The organism is Pseudomonas sp. CG7, from assembly GCF_023701885.1.
GTDB lineage: Bacteria > Pseudomonadota > Gammaproteobacteria > Pseudomonadales > Pseudomonadaceae > Aquipseudomonas > Aquipseudomonas zanjanensis.
In genome coordinates, this window is record NZ_JABAEE010000113.1 from 1 (window position 1) to 15322 (window position 15322).

The 15322-nt window shown below is 62.1% G+C and carries 15 protein-coding genes; 13 read left to right on the plus strand and 2 right to left on the minus strand.

Annotated elements, in window-relative coordinates:
- The 7 genes from HGO40_RS28150 to HGO40_RS28180 form a co-directional block, all read left to right on the plus strand.
- Positions 1-201: OprD family outer membrane porin (locus tag HGO40_RS28150; RefSeq protein ID WP_250965706.1), on the plus strand; the 201-nt coding region annotated here is incomplete at its 5' end.
- Positions 202-370: 169 nt separating this feature from the next.
- On the plus strand, positions 371-1192 hold the full coding sequence (locus HGO40_RS28155) for an NAD-dependent epimerase/dehydratase family protein (RefSeq protein WP_250965707.1): 822 nt from the start codon (positions 371-373) through the stop codon (positions 1190-1192).
- Positions 1193-1235: 43 nt separating this feature from the next.
- Complete coding sequence (locus HGO40_RS28160) at positions 1236-2141, plus strand: SMP-30/gluconolactonase/LRE family protein (protein WP_250965708.1); 906 nt, start codon at positions 1236-1238, stop codon at positions 2139-2141.
- A gap of 56 nt (positions 2142-2197) precedes the next feature.
- Complete coding sequence (locus HGO40_RS28165; RefSeq protein WP_250965709.1) at positions 2198-3166, plus strand: TRAP transporter substrate-binding protein; 969 nt, start codon at positions 2198-2200, stop codon at positions 3164-3166.
- Positions 3167-3242: 76 nt separating this feature from the next.
- Positions 3243-3770 (plus strand): TRAP transporter small permease, encoded by a 528-nt coding sequence (locus HGO40_RS28170; protein WP_250965710.1) that lies wholly within the window; start codon positions 3243-3245, stop codon positions 3768-3770.
- A complete protein-coding gene (locus HGO40_RS28175) occupies positions 3770-5050 on the plus strand; it encodes a TRAP transporter large permease (protein ID WP_250965711.1) in 1281 nt (426 codons plus the stop codon). The genes HGO40_RS28170 and HGO40_RS28175 overlap by 1 nt, the downstream gene beginning before the upstream one ends.
- Positions 5051-5245: 195 nt before the next feature.
- On the plus strand, positions 5246-6115 hold the full coding sequence (locus HGO40_RS28180; protein ID WP_250965712.1) for an aldose 1-epimerase: 870 nt from the start codon (positions 5246-5248) through the stop codon (positions 6113-6115).
- A 176-nt stretch (positions 6116-6291) separates the two neighbouring features.
- Here the strand turns inward: HGO40_RS28180 and HGO40_RS28185 are convergent, their stop codons facing one another.
- Positions 6292-7092: a sulfite exporter TauE/SafE family protein gene (locus HGO40_RS28185; protein ID WP_250965713.1), complete on the minus strand. Its 801-nt coding sequence runs from the start codon at positions 7090-7092 to the stop codon at positions 6292-6294.
- A 138-nt stretch (positions 7093-7230) separates the two neighbouring features.
- Between HGO40_RS28185 and HGO40_RS28190 the strand changes: the two genes are divergently transcribed.
- Positions 7231-8094: an MBL fold metallo-hydrolase gene (locus HGO40_RS28190; RefSeq protein WP_250965714.1), complete on the plus strand. Its 864-nt coding sequence runs from the start codon at positions 7231-7233 to the stop codon at positions 8092-8094.
- Positions 8095-8351: 257 nt separating this feature from the next.
- On the opposite strand, the gene bkdR is transcribed toward HGO40_RS28190, so the two are convergent.
- Positions 8352-8840 carry a Bkd operon transcriptional regulator BkdR gene (bkdR, locus tag HGO40_RS28195; RefSeq protein ID WP_003202929.1) on the minus strand — a complete coding sequence of 163 codons (489 nt, stop codon included), beginning with the start codon at positions 8838-8840 and terminating at the stop codon, positions 8352-8354.
- Between the two features lie 194 nt (positions 8841-9034).
- Between bkdR and HGO40_RS28200 the strand changes: the two genes are divergently transcribed.
- The 5 genes from HGO40_RS28200 to HGO40_RS28220 all read left to right on the plus strand — a co-directional run bounded on the left by HGO40_RS28200 (position 9035) and on the right by HGO40_RS28220 (position 15235).
- The gene (locus HGO40_RS28200; protein ID WP_250965715.1) at positions 9035-10270 is read left to right on the plus strand and encodes a 3-methyl-2-oxobutanoate dehydrogenase (2-methylpropanoyl-transferring) subunit alpha; all 1236 of its coding nucleotides are present in this window, start codon (positions 9035-9037) and stop codon (positions 10268-10270) included.
- A gap of 1 nt (position 10271) precedes the next feature.
- Positions 10272-11330: an alpha-ketoacid dehydrogenase subunit beta gene (locus HGO40_RS28205; RefSeq protein ID WP_030141237.1), complete on the plus strand. Its 1059-nt coding sequence runs from the start codon at positions 10272-10274 to the stop codon at positions 11328-11330.
- The gene (locus HGO40_RS28210) at positions 11331-12599 is read left to right on the plus strand and encodes a dihydrolipoamide acetyltransferase family protein (protein ID WP_250965716.1); all 1269 of its coding nucleotides are present in this window, start codon (positions 11331-11333) and stop codon (positions 12597-12599) included.
- A 3-nt stretch (positions 12600-12602) separates the two neighbouring features.
- The gene (lpdA, locus tag HGO40_RS28215) at positions 12603-13985 is read left to right on the plus strand and encodes a dihydrolipoyl dehydrogenase (RefSeq protein WP_250965717.1); all 1383 of its coding nucleotides are present in this window, start codon (positions 12603-12605) and stop codon (positions 13983-13985) included.
- A 230-nt stretch (positions 13986-14215) separates the two neighbouring features.
- Entirely contained in the window at positions 14216-15235 is a 1020-nt protein-coding gene (locus tag HGO40_RS28220) for a branched-chain amino acid aminotransferase (protein WP_250965718.1), read from the plus strand.
- The last annotated feature ends 87 nt before the right edge of the window (positions 15236-15322 follow it).

The following is a 15322-nucleotide window of genomic DNA, read 5'->3' on the forward strand; positions in this document are numbered from 1 at the left end:
AGCGGTGACAACGTTCACACCGCCACCGTCGATGACGGCAAGGAATGGGGCCGCGAAAGTGAACTGGCCTACACCGTACAGAGCGGTGTACTGAAAAGCCTGAATGTGAAGTGGCGTAACTCGTCGCTTCGTCGTGACTTCAGCACCAACGAATTCGATGAAAACCGAATCATCTTCAACTACCCGATTTCGCTGCTGTAACACAGGATATTGCCATGGGCGCATCCCATGGCTATCTGCGGCAGGGACGCCGATCCAGAGCGGTTCGTCGATCAAACGTTGACAAGGTAGCGGAAGGATAAGGATATTTCCTACGGTCGTACGACAACTTATAACAACTGTACCTCTCATTGTTTGCTCAGGTAATGCCATGACCACGACACAGATTCGCCACCCCTTCAATCGCCTGCTCTTGACCGGCGCCGCCGGCGGCCTTGGCAAAGTCTTGCGCGAACGCCTCAAGCCTTACGCCCGCCACATTCGCCTGTCGGACATCGCCAACATGGCCCCGGCCATCGACGAAAGCGAAGAAGTGGTGCCCTGCGACCTGTCGGATAAACAGGCCGTGCACCAGTTGGTGGAAGGCGTCGACGCCATCCTGCATTTCGGTGGTGTCTCGGTGGAGCGCCCGTTCGAAGAGATCCTTGGCGCCAACATCAGTGGCGTGTTCCACATTTATGAAGCGGCGCGCAAGCACGGCGTCAAGCGGGTGATTTTCGCCAGCTCCCACCACGTCATCGGCTTCTACAAGCAGGACGAGGCCCTCGACGCCCATTGCCTTCGCCGCCCGGATGGCTACTACGGCTTGTCCAAGTCCTACGGCGAAGACATGGCCAGTTTCTATTTCGATCGCTACGGCATCGAGACCGTGAGCATCCGCATCGGCTCGTCGTTCCCGGAGCCGCAGAACCGCCGGATGATGAGCACCTGGCTGAGCTTCGACGACCTCACCCAACTGATCGAATGCTCGCTCTACACGCCGAAGGTCGGCCACACCGTGGTCTACGGCGTGTCCGCCAACCGCGATGTCTGGTGGGACAACAGCCACGCCGCGCACCTGGGCTACCAGCCCAAGGACACGTCCGAAATTTTCCGCGACAAGGTCGAAGCGCAGCCGATGCCGGCCGCCGATGATCCGGCCAGGATCTACCAGGGTGGCGCCTTTGTCGCAGCCGGCCCGTTCGACGACTGATTCGTCTGTTGTTCATGGGATACGAACGAACCAAGGAATCACCATGCAAGCCGAATTGATTGTCGATGCACGCAATGCTGTCGGGGAAAGCCCGGTGTGGGTCCCCGAGGAAAACTCGCTGTACTGGGTGAACATCCCCAACGGCGGCCTGCAACGCTGGAACGCCAGCACTGGAAAAATCCAAGGCTGGGAAGCCCCCGAGATGCTCGCCTGTATTGCCCGCCACCAGGACGGCGGCTGGATCGCGGGTATGGAAAGCGGTTTCTTTCGCCTGCATCCCCATGACGACGGCAGCCTGGACAGCGAACTCAGTGCAAGCGTCGAACACAGCCGCACTGACATGCGCCTCAACGATGGCCGTTGCGACCGCCAGGGCCGTTTCTGGGCCGGCAGCATGGTGCTGAACATGGGCGCCAACGCCGACGAAGGCCGGATGTACCGTTATGACGCCGGGCAACGCGGCCCGGTGGAGGCGCAACTGAGCGGGTTCATCGTGCCCAACGGGCTGGGTTTCAGCCCGGACGGCCGGACGATGTACCTCTCCGATTCGCACCCGCTGGTGCAGCAGATCTGGGCCTTCGACTACGACATCGACAGCGGCACCCCGTCCAACCGGCGGCTGTTCGTTGACATGATGCCCCTGGCCGGTCGCCCGGATGGCGTGGCGGTGGATGCCGACGGTTGCTACTGGATCTGCGCCAACGACGCCGGGCTGATTCACCGTTTCACCCCGGACGGACGTCTCGACCGTTCGCTGGAAGTGCCGGTGAAAAAACCGACCATGTGCGCCTTTGGCGGCAGCCAGCTGGACACCCTCTTCGTCACCTCGATCCGTCCGGGCGACGACAACGATCCGCAGTCCCTGGCCGGTGGCGTGTTCGCCCTCAACCCCGGCGTCAAGGGCCTGGCTGAACCTGCTTTCGGAGGACGGAAACACTCCGCGAATTGATCTGCTTTGCCGCTTCACATCGATAGACATAAAAACAACAACACTGGAGATTGACCATGAATTTCAAACGCACGCTTTTGATCGCGGCCCTTCCCCTGGCCTTCCTGGCGCAGGCGGTGCACGCCCTGGAGCTTAAAGTCGCCGACATCCACCCCAAGGGTTATCCAACCACGGTGGCGGAAGAAAACATGGGCAAGATGCTGACCAAAGAAAGCAACGGCGAGCTGACCTTCAAGTACTTCCCAGGCGGTGTGCTGGGTTCTGAAAAGGAAGTCATCGAGCAGATGCAAGTCGGCGCGATACAGATGTCCCGGGTCAGCCTGGGTATCGTGGGCCCTGTGGTACCGGACGTGAACGTCTTCAACATGCCGTTCATCTTCCGAGACCACCAGCACATGCGCAACGTCATCGACGGTCCGGTGGGCGATGAGATCCTCGACAAGATCACCCACTCCGAATTCGGCCTGGTGGCCCTGGCATGGATGGACGGCGGCACGCGCAACATCTACACCAAGAAGCCAGTGCGCAAGCTCGAAGACCTCAAGGGCATGAAAATCCGCGTGCAAGGCAACCCGATGTTCATCGAGATGATGAACGCCATGGGCGCCAATGGTATCGCCATGGACACCGGCGAAATCTTCAGCGCCCTGCAAACCGGCGTGATCGACGGCGCGGAAAACAACCCGCCGACCCTGCTCGAACACAACCACTACCAGAACGCCAAGTACTACAGCCTGACCGGTCACCTGATCCTGCCAGAGCCGATCGTGATGTCGAAAATCACCTGGGAAAAACTGACCCCGGCGCAACAGGACATGGTCAAGAAAGCCGCCAAGGCCGCCCAGGCCGAAGAGCGTGTGTTGTGGGACGCGAAGTCCAGCGCCAGTGAAGAAAAACTCAAGGCCGCCGGCGTCGAGTTCATCACGGTCGACAAGAAACCCTTCTACGACGCCACTGCACCCGTGCGGGCCAAGTACGGTGCGCCGTATGCCGACCTGATCAAGAAAATCGAAGCCGTTCAGTAATACCTCCCGCTCTGTACTTATGAAAAAGGCCCGGCGCGCCTGATGTCCAAGGCGCGCCCGGTTACGGTGAAACCCGATGAAGAATTTGCTGCTGCGTATCAACGATAAGATCTACATGACGTGCATCTGGGTGGCCGGCCTTTCCGTTCTGGCGGTTTCCCTGATGATTCCCTGGGGCGTGTTTGCCCGCTACGTGCTGGGCACCGGATCGAGCTGGCCCGAGCCTACCGCCATCCTGCTGATGATCGTCTTCACGTTCATCGGTGCCGCTGCCAGCTACCGCGCCGGTGCGCACATGGCCGTGGCCATGGTGACCGACCGCATGCCGCCGCACCTGCGCAGCGCAGCGTCGATCTTTTCCCAACTGCTGATGGCCCTGATCTGCATTTTCATGACGATCTGGGGCTTCAAATTGTGCATGTCCACCTGGAACCAATTCATGGCGTCCCTGCCCAGCCTTCGGGTTGGCGTGACCTACTTGCCGATTCCCGTGGGCGGCTTGCTGACCCTGGTTTTTGTTCTGGAAAAACTCTTGCTCGGTGACCAGAGCAAACGGCGGGTCGTGCAGTTCGATCTGGTTGAAGAATGTGAAGGTGCCGCTTAATGGACGCTCTGATTCTGCTGGGCAGTTTTATCGCATTGATCCTGATCGGCATGCCGGTCGCCTACGCATTGGGCGCCGCCGCCCTGATCGGTGCATGGTGGATCGACATTCCCTTCCAGGCCGTGATGATCCAAGTAGCGGGCGGGGTGAACAAGTTTTCGCTGCTGGCCATTCCGTTCTTCGTGTTGGCCGGCGCGATCATGGCCGAGGGCGGCATGTCCCGCCGGTTGGTGGCGTGTGCCGGGGTGCTGGTGGGCTTTGTCCGTGGTGGCCTGTCACTGGGCAACATCGTCGCCTCGACCTTCTTCGGCGCGATCTCCGGTTCGTCGGTGGCCGACACCGCGTCGGTGGGTTCGGTGCTGATTCCGGAAATGGAGCGCAAGGGCTATCCGCGGGAGTTCTCCACCGCCGTGACGGTCAGTGGTTCGGTGCAAGCCCTGCTGACCCCGCCAAGCCATAACTCGGTGCTCTACTCCCTGGCCGCCGGCGGTTCGGTAGCGATCGCGTCGCTGTTCATGGCGGGCATCGTGCCGGGCTTGCTGATGAGCGCGTGCCTGATGGTGTTGTGCCTGATTTTCGCGAAAAAGCGCAACTACCCCAAGGGTGAAGTGATCCCGATGCGCCAGGCGCTGAAAATCGTCGGCGAAGCCCTCTGGGGCCTGATGGCGATGGTGATCATCCTCGGCGGTATCCTCTCGGGTGTCTTCACCGCCACCGAATCGGCGGCCATCGCGGTGCTGTGGTCGTTCTTCGTGACCATGTTCATCTACCGCGACTACAAGTGGAGTGAACTGCCGAAACTGATGCATCGCACGGTGCGCACCATCTCCATCGTGATGATCCTGATCGGCTTCGCCGCCAGCTTCGGCTACATCATGACGCTGATGCAGATTCCAGCGAAGATCACCACGATGTTCCTGACCCTGTCGGACAACCGCTACGTGATCCTGATGTGCATCAACGTGATGTTGCTGCTGTTGGGCACAGTGATGGATATGGCCCCGTTGATCCTGATCCTGACGCCGATCCTGCTGCCGGTGATCGTCGGCATCGGCGTGGACCCGGTGCAGTTCGGCATGATCATGCTGGTGAACCTGGGTATCGGGCTGATAACGCCGCCGGTGGGTGCGGTGCTGTTCGTCGGTTCCGCCATCGGCAAGGTCAGCATCGAAAGCACCGTGAAGGCACTGCTGCCGTTCTACGCCGTGTTGTTCCTGGTGCTGATGCTCGTGACCTACGTGCCAGCCCTGTCGCTGTGGTTGCCGCATCTGGTGTTGTAACCCGTAGGCGAGCAAGCCCCTTGTGGCGAGGGAGCTTGCTCCCGCTCGGCTGCGAAGCAGACGCCCGAGTCCAAACCGGATGGGCCTGCTGCGCAGTCCAGCGGGAGCAAGCTCCCTCGCCACAAAAGCTATCTGCCCTCACCAAAAAGCTATCTGCCCTTCCTATATCTGCCCTTCCTAATAGACGCGACCACCATGACGCAGCCCCTTCTCTACCTCGAAGACGAACTGACCCGCCTGACCCTGGCCCCGCACCTGGGCGCCAGCCTCGTTGAATGGACATTGCGCAGCACCGGCGCTCCCCTGCTACGCCCGCCCGCGCCGCACGCACTGGAAAACGGCCTGCCAGGCAAACTCGGCTGCTTCCCGTTGATCCCGTGGTCGAACCGGATCGCCCAAGGCGGTTTCGATTGCCCTGGCGGCTGGCTCGCCCTGGAGGCCAACAGCCCCAACGATCCGTTTCCGATCCATGGCAGTGCCTGGCAGCAACCGTGGCAAGTGACAGAGCACAGCGCCCAGGAAGCCTTGTTGCAACTCGACAGCCAAACCCCATTTGCCTATTGCGCCAGCTTGCGGATCCGCTTGAGTGGCGGCCAGTTGCAAATGGCGTTGCATGTGACACATATGGCCGAACAGGCCGCCTGGCACGGGCTGGGTTTGCATCCGTATTTCCCGCGCACAACCGGTACTCGCCTGCAAACCGGTGCCAGCGAAGTGTGGATGTGCGACGCCGCGAAACTGCCAACGGAACTGAGGGGCGTTCCCTCGGAGTGGGATTTCCAGCAGTCCCGGTTACTGCCGGACACCCTTGTCGACAACGGCTTCGGTGGCTGGGATGGGCAGTGCCTGATCCAACAACCGGACCTGGGTTATGAACTGGAATGCCGTGCCAGCGGCAGCGATTATTTCCTGCTGTACTGTCCAGTCGGTTTGGATTTCTTCTGCATCGAACCGGTCAGCCACCCGGTCAATGCCCACCACCTGCCAGGACGGCCAGGGTTGCGTTTGCTTGAGCAAGGGCAATCGGTGGCGTTGGGGTTTTCGATGCAGTGCCGAGCGTTGTAAACATCACGCGTTCCCCGTGGTCAGGCGGATCACATCGCCCCCTGTGGCGAGGGAGCTTGCTCCCGCTCGGCTGCGAAGCAGACGCCGTGGGTCAAGACCGTATGGGCCTGCTTCGCAGTCCAGCGGGAGCAAGCTCCCTCGCCACAAAGGCAATGTGCAATCCTGATTCGTCGTCGCTAAGCCCGCACCAGCATGAACACCGCCACCGTCAGGCACACCCCGTCAAACCCCTCCTGCAACGCCCGGGCCGGGACCTGGGCCGACAATCGCCGCCCGAGCACCATCCCAGCACTACTCGCCGCAATGAACACCGCACCGACCCGGTCGATGCTCACGCCGGCATGAAACGCGCCCACCACGCCAATCAGCGAAATCAGGCTGATGACCATCAAGGACGTCGCGACGATCCCGCGCATCTGCACGTCAGTCAGTTGCTTGAACGCCGGCACGATCAGGAAGCCGCCGCCCACGCCCAGCAACCCCGAGACCATGCCTGTCACTGCCCCCAATGCCGACAGCGTAGCGGTGCAGCGGGCGGTCCAGGCCAGGCGCCCGGTCTGGCGGTCGAGCATGCAATTCTTCTGGCCCCAAATGGCGGCACCGTGATCGCTGGGCCCCGCTTGCGGCGTTTCCCGGCGCAACATGCGCGCCGCCACCAGCACCATCAACAGGCTGAACAGGATCATCAAGATTTTTTCCGAAAGCTGGTGGGCAAGGTAGATACCCAGCGGCGAGAACACCGCGCCCAGCAGCGCAATCAGCAATGCCGCTCGATAGCGCACCAGCCCATGGCGCAGCCCATCGATGGCCCCCACCGCCGCCGCGCTGCCCACCGCGAACAGCGCCACCGGCGCGGCCTGGGTCATGCTCCAACCCAGTCCCAACACCAATGCTGGCACCGCCAGGATGCCGCCGCCCGCGCCCGTCAGGCCAAGGACCAGGCCCATGACCACACCAAAAAAACTTGCCAGTAACATTCAGGTTCTCTCAAGCCGCGCACACCTGTTGGCAGGTGCGATCGCATTTGCAGGACGCCTTGGCCCTCACTAAGCTGCGGACCATAAGTTGTAAACCTCAAGCGTAGCAACCGCTTCTTCCCGCACAGGTCCGCTGTCATGCCCGCGCAGATCCAAAGTTTTCTCGACCCCGCCTCCAAGACCTTTACTTACGTCGTGTACGAACACGACGGCGGGCACTGCGCGGTGGTCGATCCGGTGCTGGACTATGACCCGGCTTCGGGCCGTAGCGGCACCGAACAGGCCAATCGGGTGATCGCGTTCGTGCGCGAACATCGGTTGACGGTGCAATGGCTGCTGGAAACCCACGCCCACGCCGATCACCTGTCCGCCGCGCCTTATCTGCGTCGGGAACTGGGCGGCAAGATTGCCATTGGCGAGTCCATCGGCCAGGTGCAGAACGTGTTCAAGGCCCTGTTCAACCTGGAGCCGCAATTCGCCGTCGACGGTTCGCAATTCGACCACCTGTACGCGGCCGACGAATCCTTCCTGATCGGCAACCTCAAGGCCACCGCGCTGCATGTGCCCGGCCACACCCCGGCGGACATGGCCTACCTGATCGATGGCGACGTGATATTGGTGGGCGACACGCTGTTCATGCCCGACGTCGGCACCGCCCGTTGCGACTTTCCCGGTGGCAACGCCCATCAGCTCTACGCCTCGATCCGCAAGTTGCTGGCCTTTCCTGCCGGGGTGCGCCTGTATGTCTGTCATGACTATCCACCGGAAGAGCGCGAGCCCCACTGCGTGAGTACCGTGGGTGAACAGCGCCAGCACAACATCCATGTTCGCGACGGCATCGATGAAGCTTCGTTCGTGACCATGCGTACCCAGCGCGACAAGACGCTGGGCATGCCGACGCTGCTGTTGCCGGCGATCCAGGTGAATGTGCGGGCGGGACACCTGCCGCCGGCCGAGGGCAATGGCGTGACTTATCTGAAGATTCCGATCAACCAGCTCTAAGGTCGCCACCTATCCAATGTGGGAGCGAGCCTGCTCGCGATAGCGGTGGGTCTGCTTACATCAGAGCTGAATATGCCGACGCCTTCGCGAGCGGGCTCGCTCCCACAGGGTTCAGCGGTGATCGCAGAACTCGACCAACAGTACAATCCGGTGTGGGAGCGAGCTTGCTCGCGATGGCGGTGGGTCAGGCAACAATGAGCCGTCAGAAATCCACAACTCCCCTGTAGGAGCTGCCGAAGGCTGCGTTCCTTTGATGTTCAGGTACCCAAGGTCAACCCATTGGCCGGCAACGGTAGCGCGGTTTTGTAGCGCACCTGCTTGAGGGCAAAGCTGGAGCGGATGTTCGCCACGCCCGGGACTTTGGTCAAAAAGTCCATCATGAACCGCTCCAACGACTGGATCGTCGGCACCAGCACGCGAATCAGGTAATCCGGATCGCCGGCCATCAGGTAGCACTCCATCACCTCCGGCCGGTCGGAAATCGCTTCCTCAAAGTGCTGCAGCGCCTCTTCCACCTGTTTCTCCAGGCTCACATGGATAAACACGTTGACGTGCAACCCCAACAAGTCGGCATCCAGCAGCGTGACCTGCTCGCGGATCACCCCCAGTTCCTCCATGGCCCGCACGCGATTGAAGCACGGCGTGGGTGAAAGGTTGACCGAGCGGGCGAGATCGGCGTTGGTGATGCGGGCGTTTTCCTGAAGGCTGTTCAGAATGCCGATGTCGGTGCGATCCAATTTACGCATGAGACAAATAGTCCTGTTTTTTATCGTTGTGCAGATTTTTTATCTGCAAATGATCTGAACAGCAAGCGAACAGAGAAAAATAATCTTCTTCGTCGAGCCTATGATTGTTGTAGGACAATTTCCCACCTACCCAGGGAAATTCGTCAGCTAGCGCGCCCACTACAAGAAATTCACAAGATCGAGCGTAGAAAGCCATGAACCCAGCGTATGAACCGCTACGCCTGCACGTTCCCGAACCCTCGGGCCGTCCCGGCTGCAAGACCGACTTCTCCTACCTGCATCTGTCCGATGCCGGCACGGTGCGCAAACCTCCCATCGACGTCGAACCCGCCGACACCGCCGACCTGGCCCGCAGCCTGATCCGCGTGCTCGATGACCAAGGCAATGCCCTGGGCGATTGGGCCGCGGACATCCCCGTCGAGATCCTGCGCAAAGGCATGCGTGCCATGCTCAAGACGCGCATCTACGACAACCGCATGGTGGTCGCCCAGCGCCAGAAAAAGATGTCGTTCTACATGCAGAGCCTTGGCGAAGAAGCCATCGGCAGCGCCCAGGCCCTGGCGTTGAACATCGACGACATGTGCTTCCCCACCTACCGCCAGCAAAGCATCCTGATGGCCCGCGAAGTGCCGCTGGTGGACCTGATCTGCCAACTGCTGTCCAACGAGCGCGATCCGCTCAAGGGCCGGCAGTTGCCGATCATGTACTCGGTCAAGGACGCCGGTTTTTTCACCATTTCCGGCAACCTCGCCACGCAATTCATCCAGGGCGTGGGCTGGGGCATGGCCTCGGCGATCAAGGGCGACACCAAGATCGCCTCGGCCTGGATCGGTGACGGCGCCACCGCCGAATCGGACTTCCACACCGCCCTCACCTTCGCCCACGTCTACCGCGCGCCGGTGATCCTCAACGTGGTCAACAACCAGTGGGCGATTTCCCCCTTCCAGGCCATTGCCGGCGGTGAAGCCACCACTTTCGCCGGACGCGGCGTCGGTTGCGGCATCGCCTCCCTGCGTGTCGATGGCAACGATTTCATGGCGGGCTACGCCGCCTCGCGCTGGGCCGCCGAACGCGCCCGCCGCAACCTCGGCCCGGCGCTGATCGAATGGGTCACCTACCGCGCCGGCCCGCACTCCACCTCCGACGATCCCTCCAAGTACCGCCCCGCCGACGATTGGAGCCACTTCCCGCTGGGCGATCCGATTGCCCGCCTCAAGCAGCACATGGTGAAGATCGGCCAGTGGTCCGAAGAGGAACATGCCGCCGTCACCGCCGAGCTCGAAGCCGAAGTGATCGCCGCGCAGAAGGAAGCCGAGCAGTACGGCACCCTCGCCGGCGGGCAGATTCCAAGCGCCGCGACCATGTTCGAAGACGTCTACAAAGAGATGCCGGAGCACTTGAAGCGCCAGCGTCAGCAGTTGGGGATCTGACATGAACGATCACAACAACAATATTGCGTTGGACACCGCCATGACCACTACCACCATGACCATGATCCAGGCCCTGCGCTCGGCCATGGACGTGATGCTCGAGCGCGACGACAACGTCGTGGTGTTCGGCCAGGACGTCGGTTACTTCGGCGGCGTGTTCCGCTGCACCGAAGGCCTGCAGAACAAGTACGGCACTTCGCGGGTATTCGACGCACCGATTTCCGAAAGCGGCATCGTCGGCGTGGCGGTGGGCATGGGCGCCTATGGGCTGCGGCCGGTGGCCGAAATCCAGTTTGCCGACTACGTCTACCCGGCGTCGGACCAGATCATTTCCGAAGCGGCGCGCCTGCGCTATCGCTCGGCCGGCGAATTCACCGCACCGATGACCCTGCGCATGCCTTGCGGCGGCGGCATCTATGGCGGCCAGACCCACAGCCAGAGCATCGAGGCGATGTTCACCCAGGTCTGCGGCCTGCGCACCGTGATGCCATCCAACCCCTACGACGCCAAGGGCCTGCTGATCGCTTCCATCGAAAACGATGACCCGGTGATTTTCCTCGAACCCAAGCGCCTGTATAACGGCCCGTTCGACGGCCACCACGACCGTCCCGTAACACCGTGGTCCAAGCATCCGCAGGCACAAGTGCCGGACGGTTACTACACCGTGCCGCTGGACGTCGCCGCCATCACCCGTCCGGGCAAGGACGTGACCATCCTCACCTACGGCACCACGGTCTACGTTTCCCAGGTGGCCGCCGAGGAGACCGGCATCGACGCCGAAGTCATCGACCTGCGCAGCCTCTGGCCGCTGGACCTGGAGACCATCGTCAAGTCGGTGAAGAAAACCGGCCGCTGCGTGGTGGTCCACGAAGCCACCCGCACCTGCGGCTTCGGAGCCGAGCTGGTGTCGTTGGTACAAGAACATTGCTTCCACCACCTGGAAGCGCCCATCGAGCGTGTCACCGGCTGGGACACCCCCTACCCGCACGCGCAGGAATGGGCGTATTTCCCTGGGCCGTCCCGTGTGGGCGCGGCGTTGAAACGGGTCATGGAGGTCTGAATGGGCACGCACGTTATCAAGATGCCGGACATCGGCGAAGGCATCGCGGAAGTTGAATTGTCGGTGTGGCACGTCAAGGTCGGCGACATGGTGGTCGAAGACCAGGTGCTGGCCGATGTCATGACCGACAAGGCGATGGTCGACATCCCTTCGCCGGTGCATGGCCGGGTCATCGCCCTGGGTGGCGAACCCGGTGAAGTCATGGCGGTGGGCAGCGAACTGATCCGCATTGAAGTCGAAGGTGCGGGTAACTTGAAAGAATCGGCACAACCGGCTCCAGCAGCGGCGGTTGCACAGGCGCCAAAGCCAGCGCCAGTGGCCACGCCTGAACCGGTGGTGGAAAAAGCCGCCGCACCACGCTGCGCCCCGCAAGCGCCTGTGGCCCGCGACCCAGAAGAGCGCCCATTGGCCTCGCCGGCCGTGCGCAAACACGCGCTGGACCTGGGCATCCAGTTGCGCCTGGTCCAGGGCAGCGGCCCTGCCGGGCGAATCCTGCACGAAGACTTGGAAGCCTATCTGGCCCAGGGCTCATCGCCACAAGCCAAGGGCGGCTCGGGTTATGCCGAACGCCACGACGAGCAGCAGATCCCGGTGATCGGCATGCGCCGCAAGATCGCCCAGCGCATGCAGGAAGCGACCCAACGGGCCGCGCACTTCAGCTACGTCGAGGAAATCGACGTCACCGCATTGGAAGAGCTGCGGGTTCACCTGAATGAAAAACACGGCGCCAGTCGCGGCAAGCTGACCTTGCTGCCGTTCCTGGTCCGCGCCCTGGTCGTGGCCCTGCGGGATTTTCCGCAGATGAACGCGCGCTACGACGACGAGGCCCAGGTCATCCACCGCTTCGGTGCGGTGCATGTCGGTGTTGCCACCCAGAGCGACGTCGGCCTGATGGTGCCGGTGGTGCGTCACGCCGAAGCTCGCAGCCTGTGGGACAGCGCGACGGAAATCTCGCGCCTGGCCATGGCCGCCCGCAATGGCACGGCCAGTCGCGATGAACTGTCCGGCTCGACCATCACCCTGACCAGCCTTGGCGCGTTGGGCGGCATCGTCAGCACGCCGGTGCTGAACCTGCCGGAAGTGGCGATTGTCGGCGTGAACAAAATCGTCGAACGCCCGATGGTGATCAAGGGCCAGATCGTGATTCGCAAGATGATGAACCTCTCCAGTTCCTTCGATCACCGGGTGGTCGACGGCATGGACGCGGCGCAATTCATCCAGGCCCTGCGTGGCTTGCTCGAACAACCTGCCACTTTATTTGTGGAGTAAGCCATGCAAACTCTGAACACCAAGCTGCTGATCATCGGCGGCGGCCCGGGCGGTTACGTAGCGGCAATCCGCGCCGGCCAACTGGGCATTGAAACGATCCTGGTGGAAGGCCAGGCACTGGGCGGTACCTGCCTGAATATCGGCTGCATCCCGTCCAAGGCGTTGATCCATGTGGCCGAGCAGTTCCACCAGACCCGGCATCACAGCCAGGGCTCAGCCTTGGGCATCACGGTTTCGGCGCCATCGCTGGACATCGGCAAGAGCGTGGAATGGAAGGACGGTATCGTCGATCGCCTGACCACCGGCGTCGCCGCGTTGCTGAAGAAGCACAAGGTCCAGGTCATTCACGGCTGGGCCAAGGTCATCGATGGCAAGACTGTCGAGGTCGGCGACACCCGCATCCAGTGCGAACATCTGCTGCTGGCCACCGGCTCGAAAAGCGTCAACCTGCCGATGCTGCCCGTGGGCGGGCCGATCATTTCCTCCACCGAAGCCCTCGCCCCCACCTCGGTGCCCAAGCACCTGGTGGTGGTCGGCGGTGGCTACATCGGCCTGGAGCTGGGCATCGCCTATCGCAAGCTCGGCGCCGAGGTCAGCGTGGTCGAGGCTCAGGAGCGGATCTTGCCGGCCTACGACGGCGAGCTGACGCAGCCGGTGCACGAGGTGCTCAAGCAATTGGGCGTGAAGCTGTACCTCAAGCACAGCGTCGAAGGTTTCGACGCCCAGGCCAGCACCTTGCAAGTGCGTGATCCCAATGGCGACACGTTGAACCTGGACACCGACCGGGTGCTGGTGGCGGTTGGGCGCAAACCCAACACCCAGGGCTGGAACCTCGAAGCGCTGAACCTGGCGATGAACGGTTCGGCGGTGCAGGTCGACAGCCGTTGCCAGACCAGCATGCGCAATGTCTGGGCCATCGGCGACCTGAGCGGCGAACCGATGCTCGCCCACCGGGCCATGGCCCAAGGCGAGATGGTCGCCGAGCTGATCGCCGGCCAGCACCGGGAATTCAACCCGACGGCCATCGCGGCGGTGTGCTTTACCGACCCGGAACTGGTCGTGGTGGGCAAGACGCCGGACGAGGCCAAGGCTGCCGGCCTGGATTGCATCGTGTCGAGCTTCCCGTTCGCCGCCAACGGCCGGGCCATGACCCTGGAATCGAAAAGCGGTTTCGTCCGCGTCGTGGCGCGCCGGGACAATCATTTGATCGTCGGCTGGCAAGCGGTTGGCGTGGGCGTGTCGGAGCTGTCCACCGCATTCGGCCAATCCTTGGAAATGGGTGCGCGCCTGGAGGACATCGCCGGCACCATACATGCCCATCCAACACTGGGCGAGGCCGTGCAGGAAGCGGCGTTGCGGGCGTTGGGGCATGCGTTGCATCTGTAACAGCTGTGGGTGACTCCCCCTGTGGCGAGGGGATTTATCCCCGCTCGAGTGCGAAGCACTCGCATGATTCTGCGGCTCGCCCAGGTATTTGGGGCCGCTTCGCAGCCCAGCGGGGATAAATCCCCTCGCCACAAGCTGCGAAACACCCCCGGAATGAAGTATTGTTGTCCCCATTCAAAACGTCAGAAGCCTTGAACCGTTTCGACGGTTGTCAGGAAATAGAGGGTGTCATGGGTAACGAGAGCATCAATTGGGACAAACTGGGCTTTGACTACATCAAGACCGACAAGCGCTACCTGTCGCACTGGCGCGATGGCGCCTGGGACACAGGCACCCTGACCGAAGACAACGTGCTGCACATCAGCGAGGGCTCCACTGCCCTGCACTACGGTCAGCAGTGCTTCGAAGGCCTGAAGGCCTATCGTTGCAAGGACGGTTCGATCAACCTGTTCCGCCCGGACCAGAACGCCGCCCGCATGCAACGCCGCTGCGCCCGCCTGCTGATGCCGCACGTCGACACCGAGCAGTTCGTCGAAGCCTGCAAGCAAGTGGTCCGCGCCAACGAGCGCTTCATCCCGCCTTACGGCACCGGCGGCGCGCTGTACCTGCGCCCGTTCGTGATCGGCGTGGGTGACAACATCGGCGTGCGCACCGCACCCGAGTTCATCTTCTCGATCTTCTGCATCCCGGTCGGCGCCTACTTCAAGGGCGGCCTGACCCCGCACAACTTCCTGATCTCCAGCTTCGACCGTGCCGCCCCACAAGGCACCGGTGCGGCCAAGGTCGGTGGCAACTACGCCGCCAGCCTGATGCCCGGCTCCCAGGCCAAGAAGGCCAGTTTCGCCGACTGCATCTACCTGGATCCGCTGACCCACTCGAAAATCGAGGAAGTCGGCTCGGCCAACTTCTTCGGCATCACACACGACAACAAATTCATCACCCCCAACTCCCCTTCGGTCCTGCCGGGCATCACCCGCCTGTCACTGATCGAACTGGCCAAATCGCGCCTGGGCCTGGAAGTGATCGAAGGCGACGTGTTCATCGACAAGCTGGCGGACTTCAAGGAAGCCGGCGCCTGCGGTACCGCTGCGGTGATCACGCCGATTGGCGGCATCAGCTACAAGGACAAGCTGCACGTGTTCCACAGCGAAACCGAAGTCGGCCCGATCACCCAGAAGCTCTACAAAGAGCTGACCGGCGTGCAGACCGGCGACGTGGAAGCGCCGGCGGGTTGGATCGTCAAGGTCTGATCCAACGCTTTTGTGGCGAGGGAGCTTGCTCCCGCTGGGCTGCGCAGCAGACCCAAGATCTTGCGGTCGCTGCGCAACCGAGCGGGA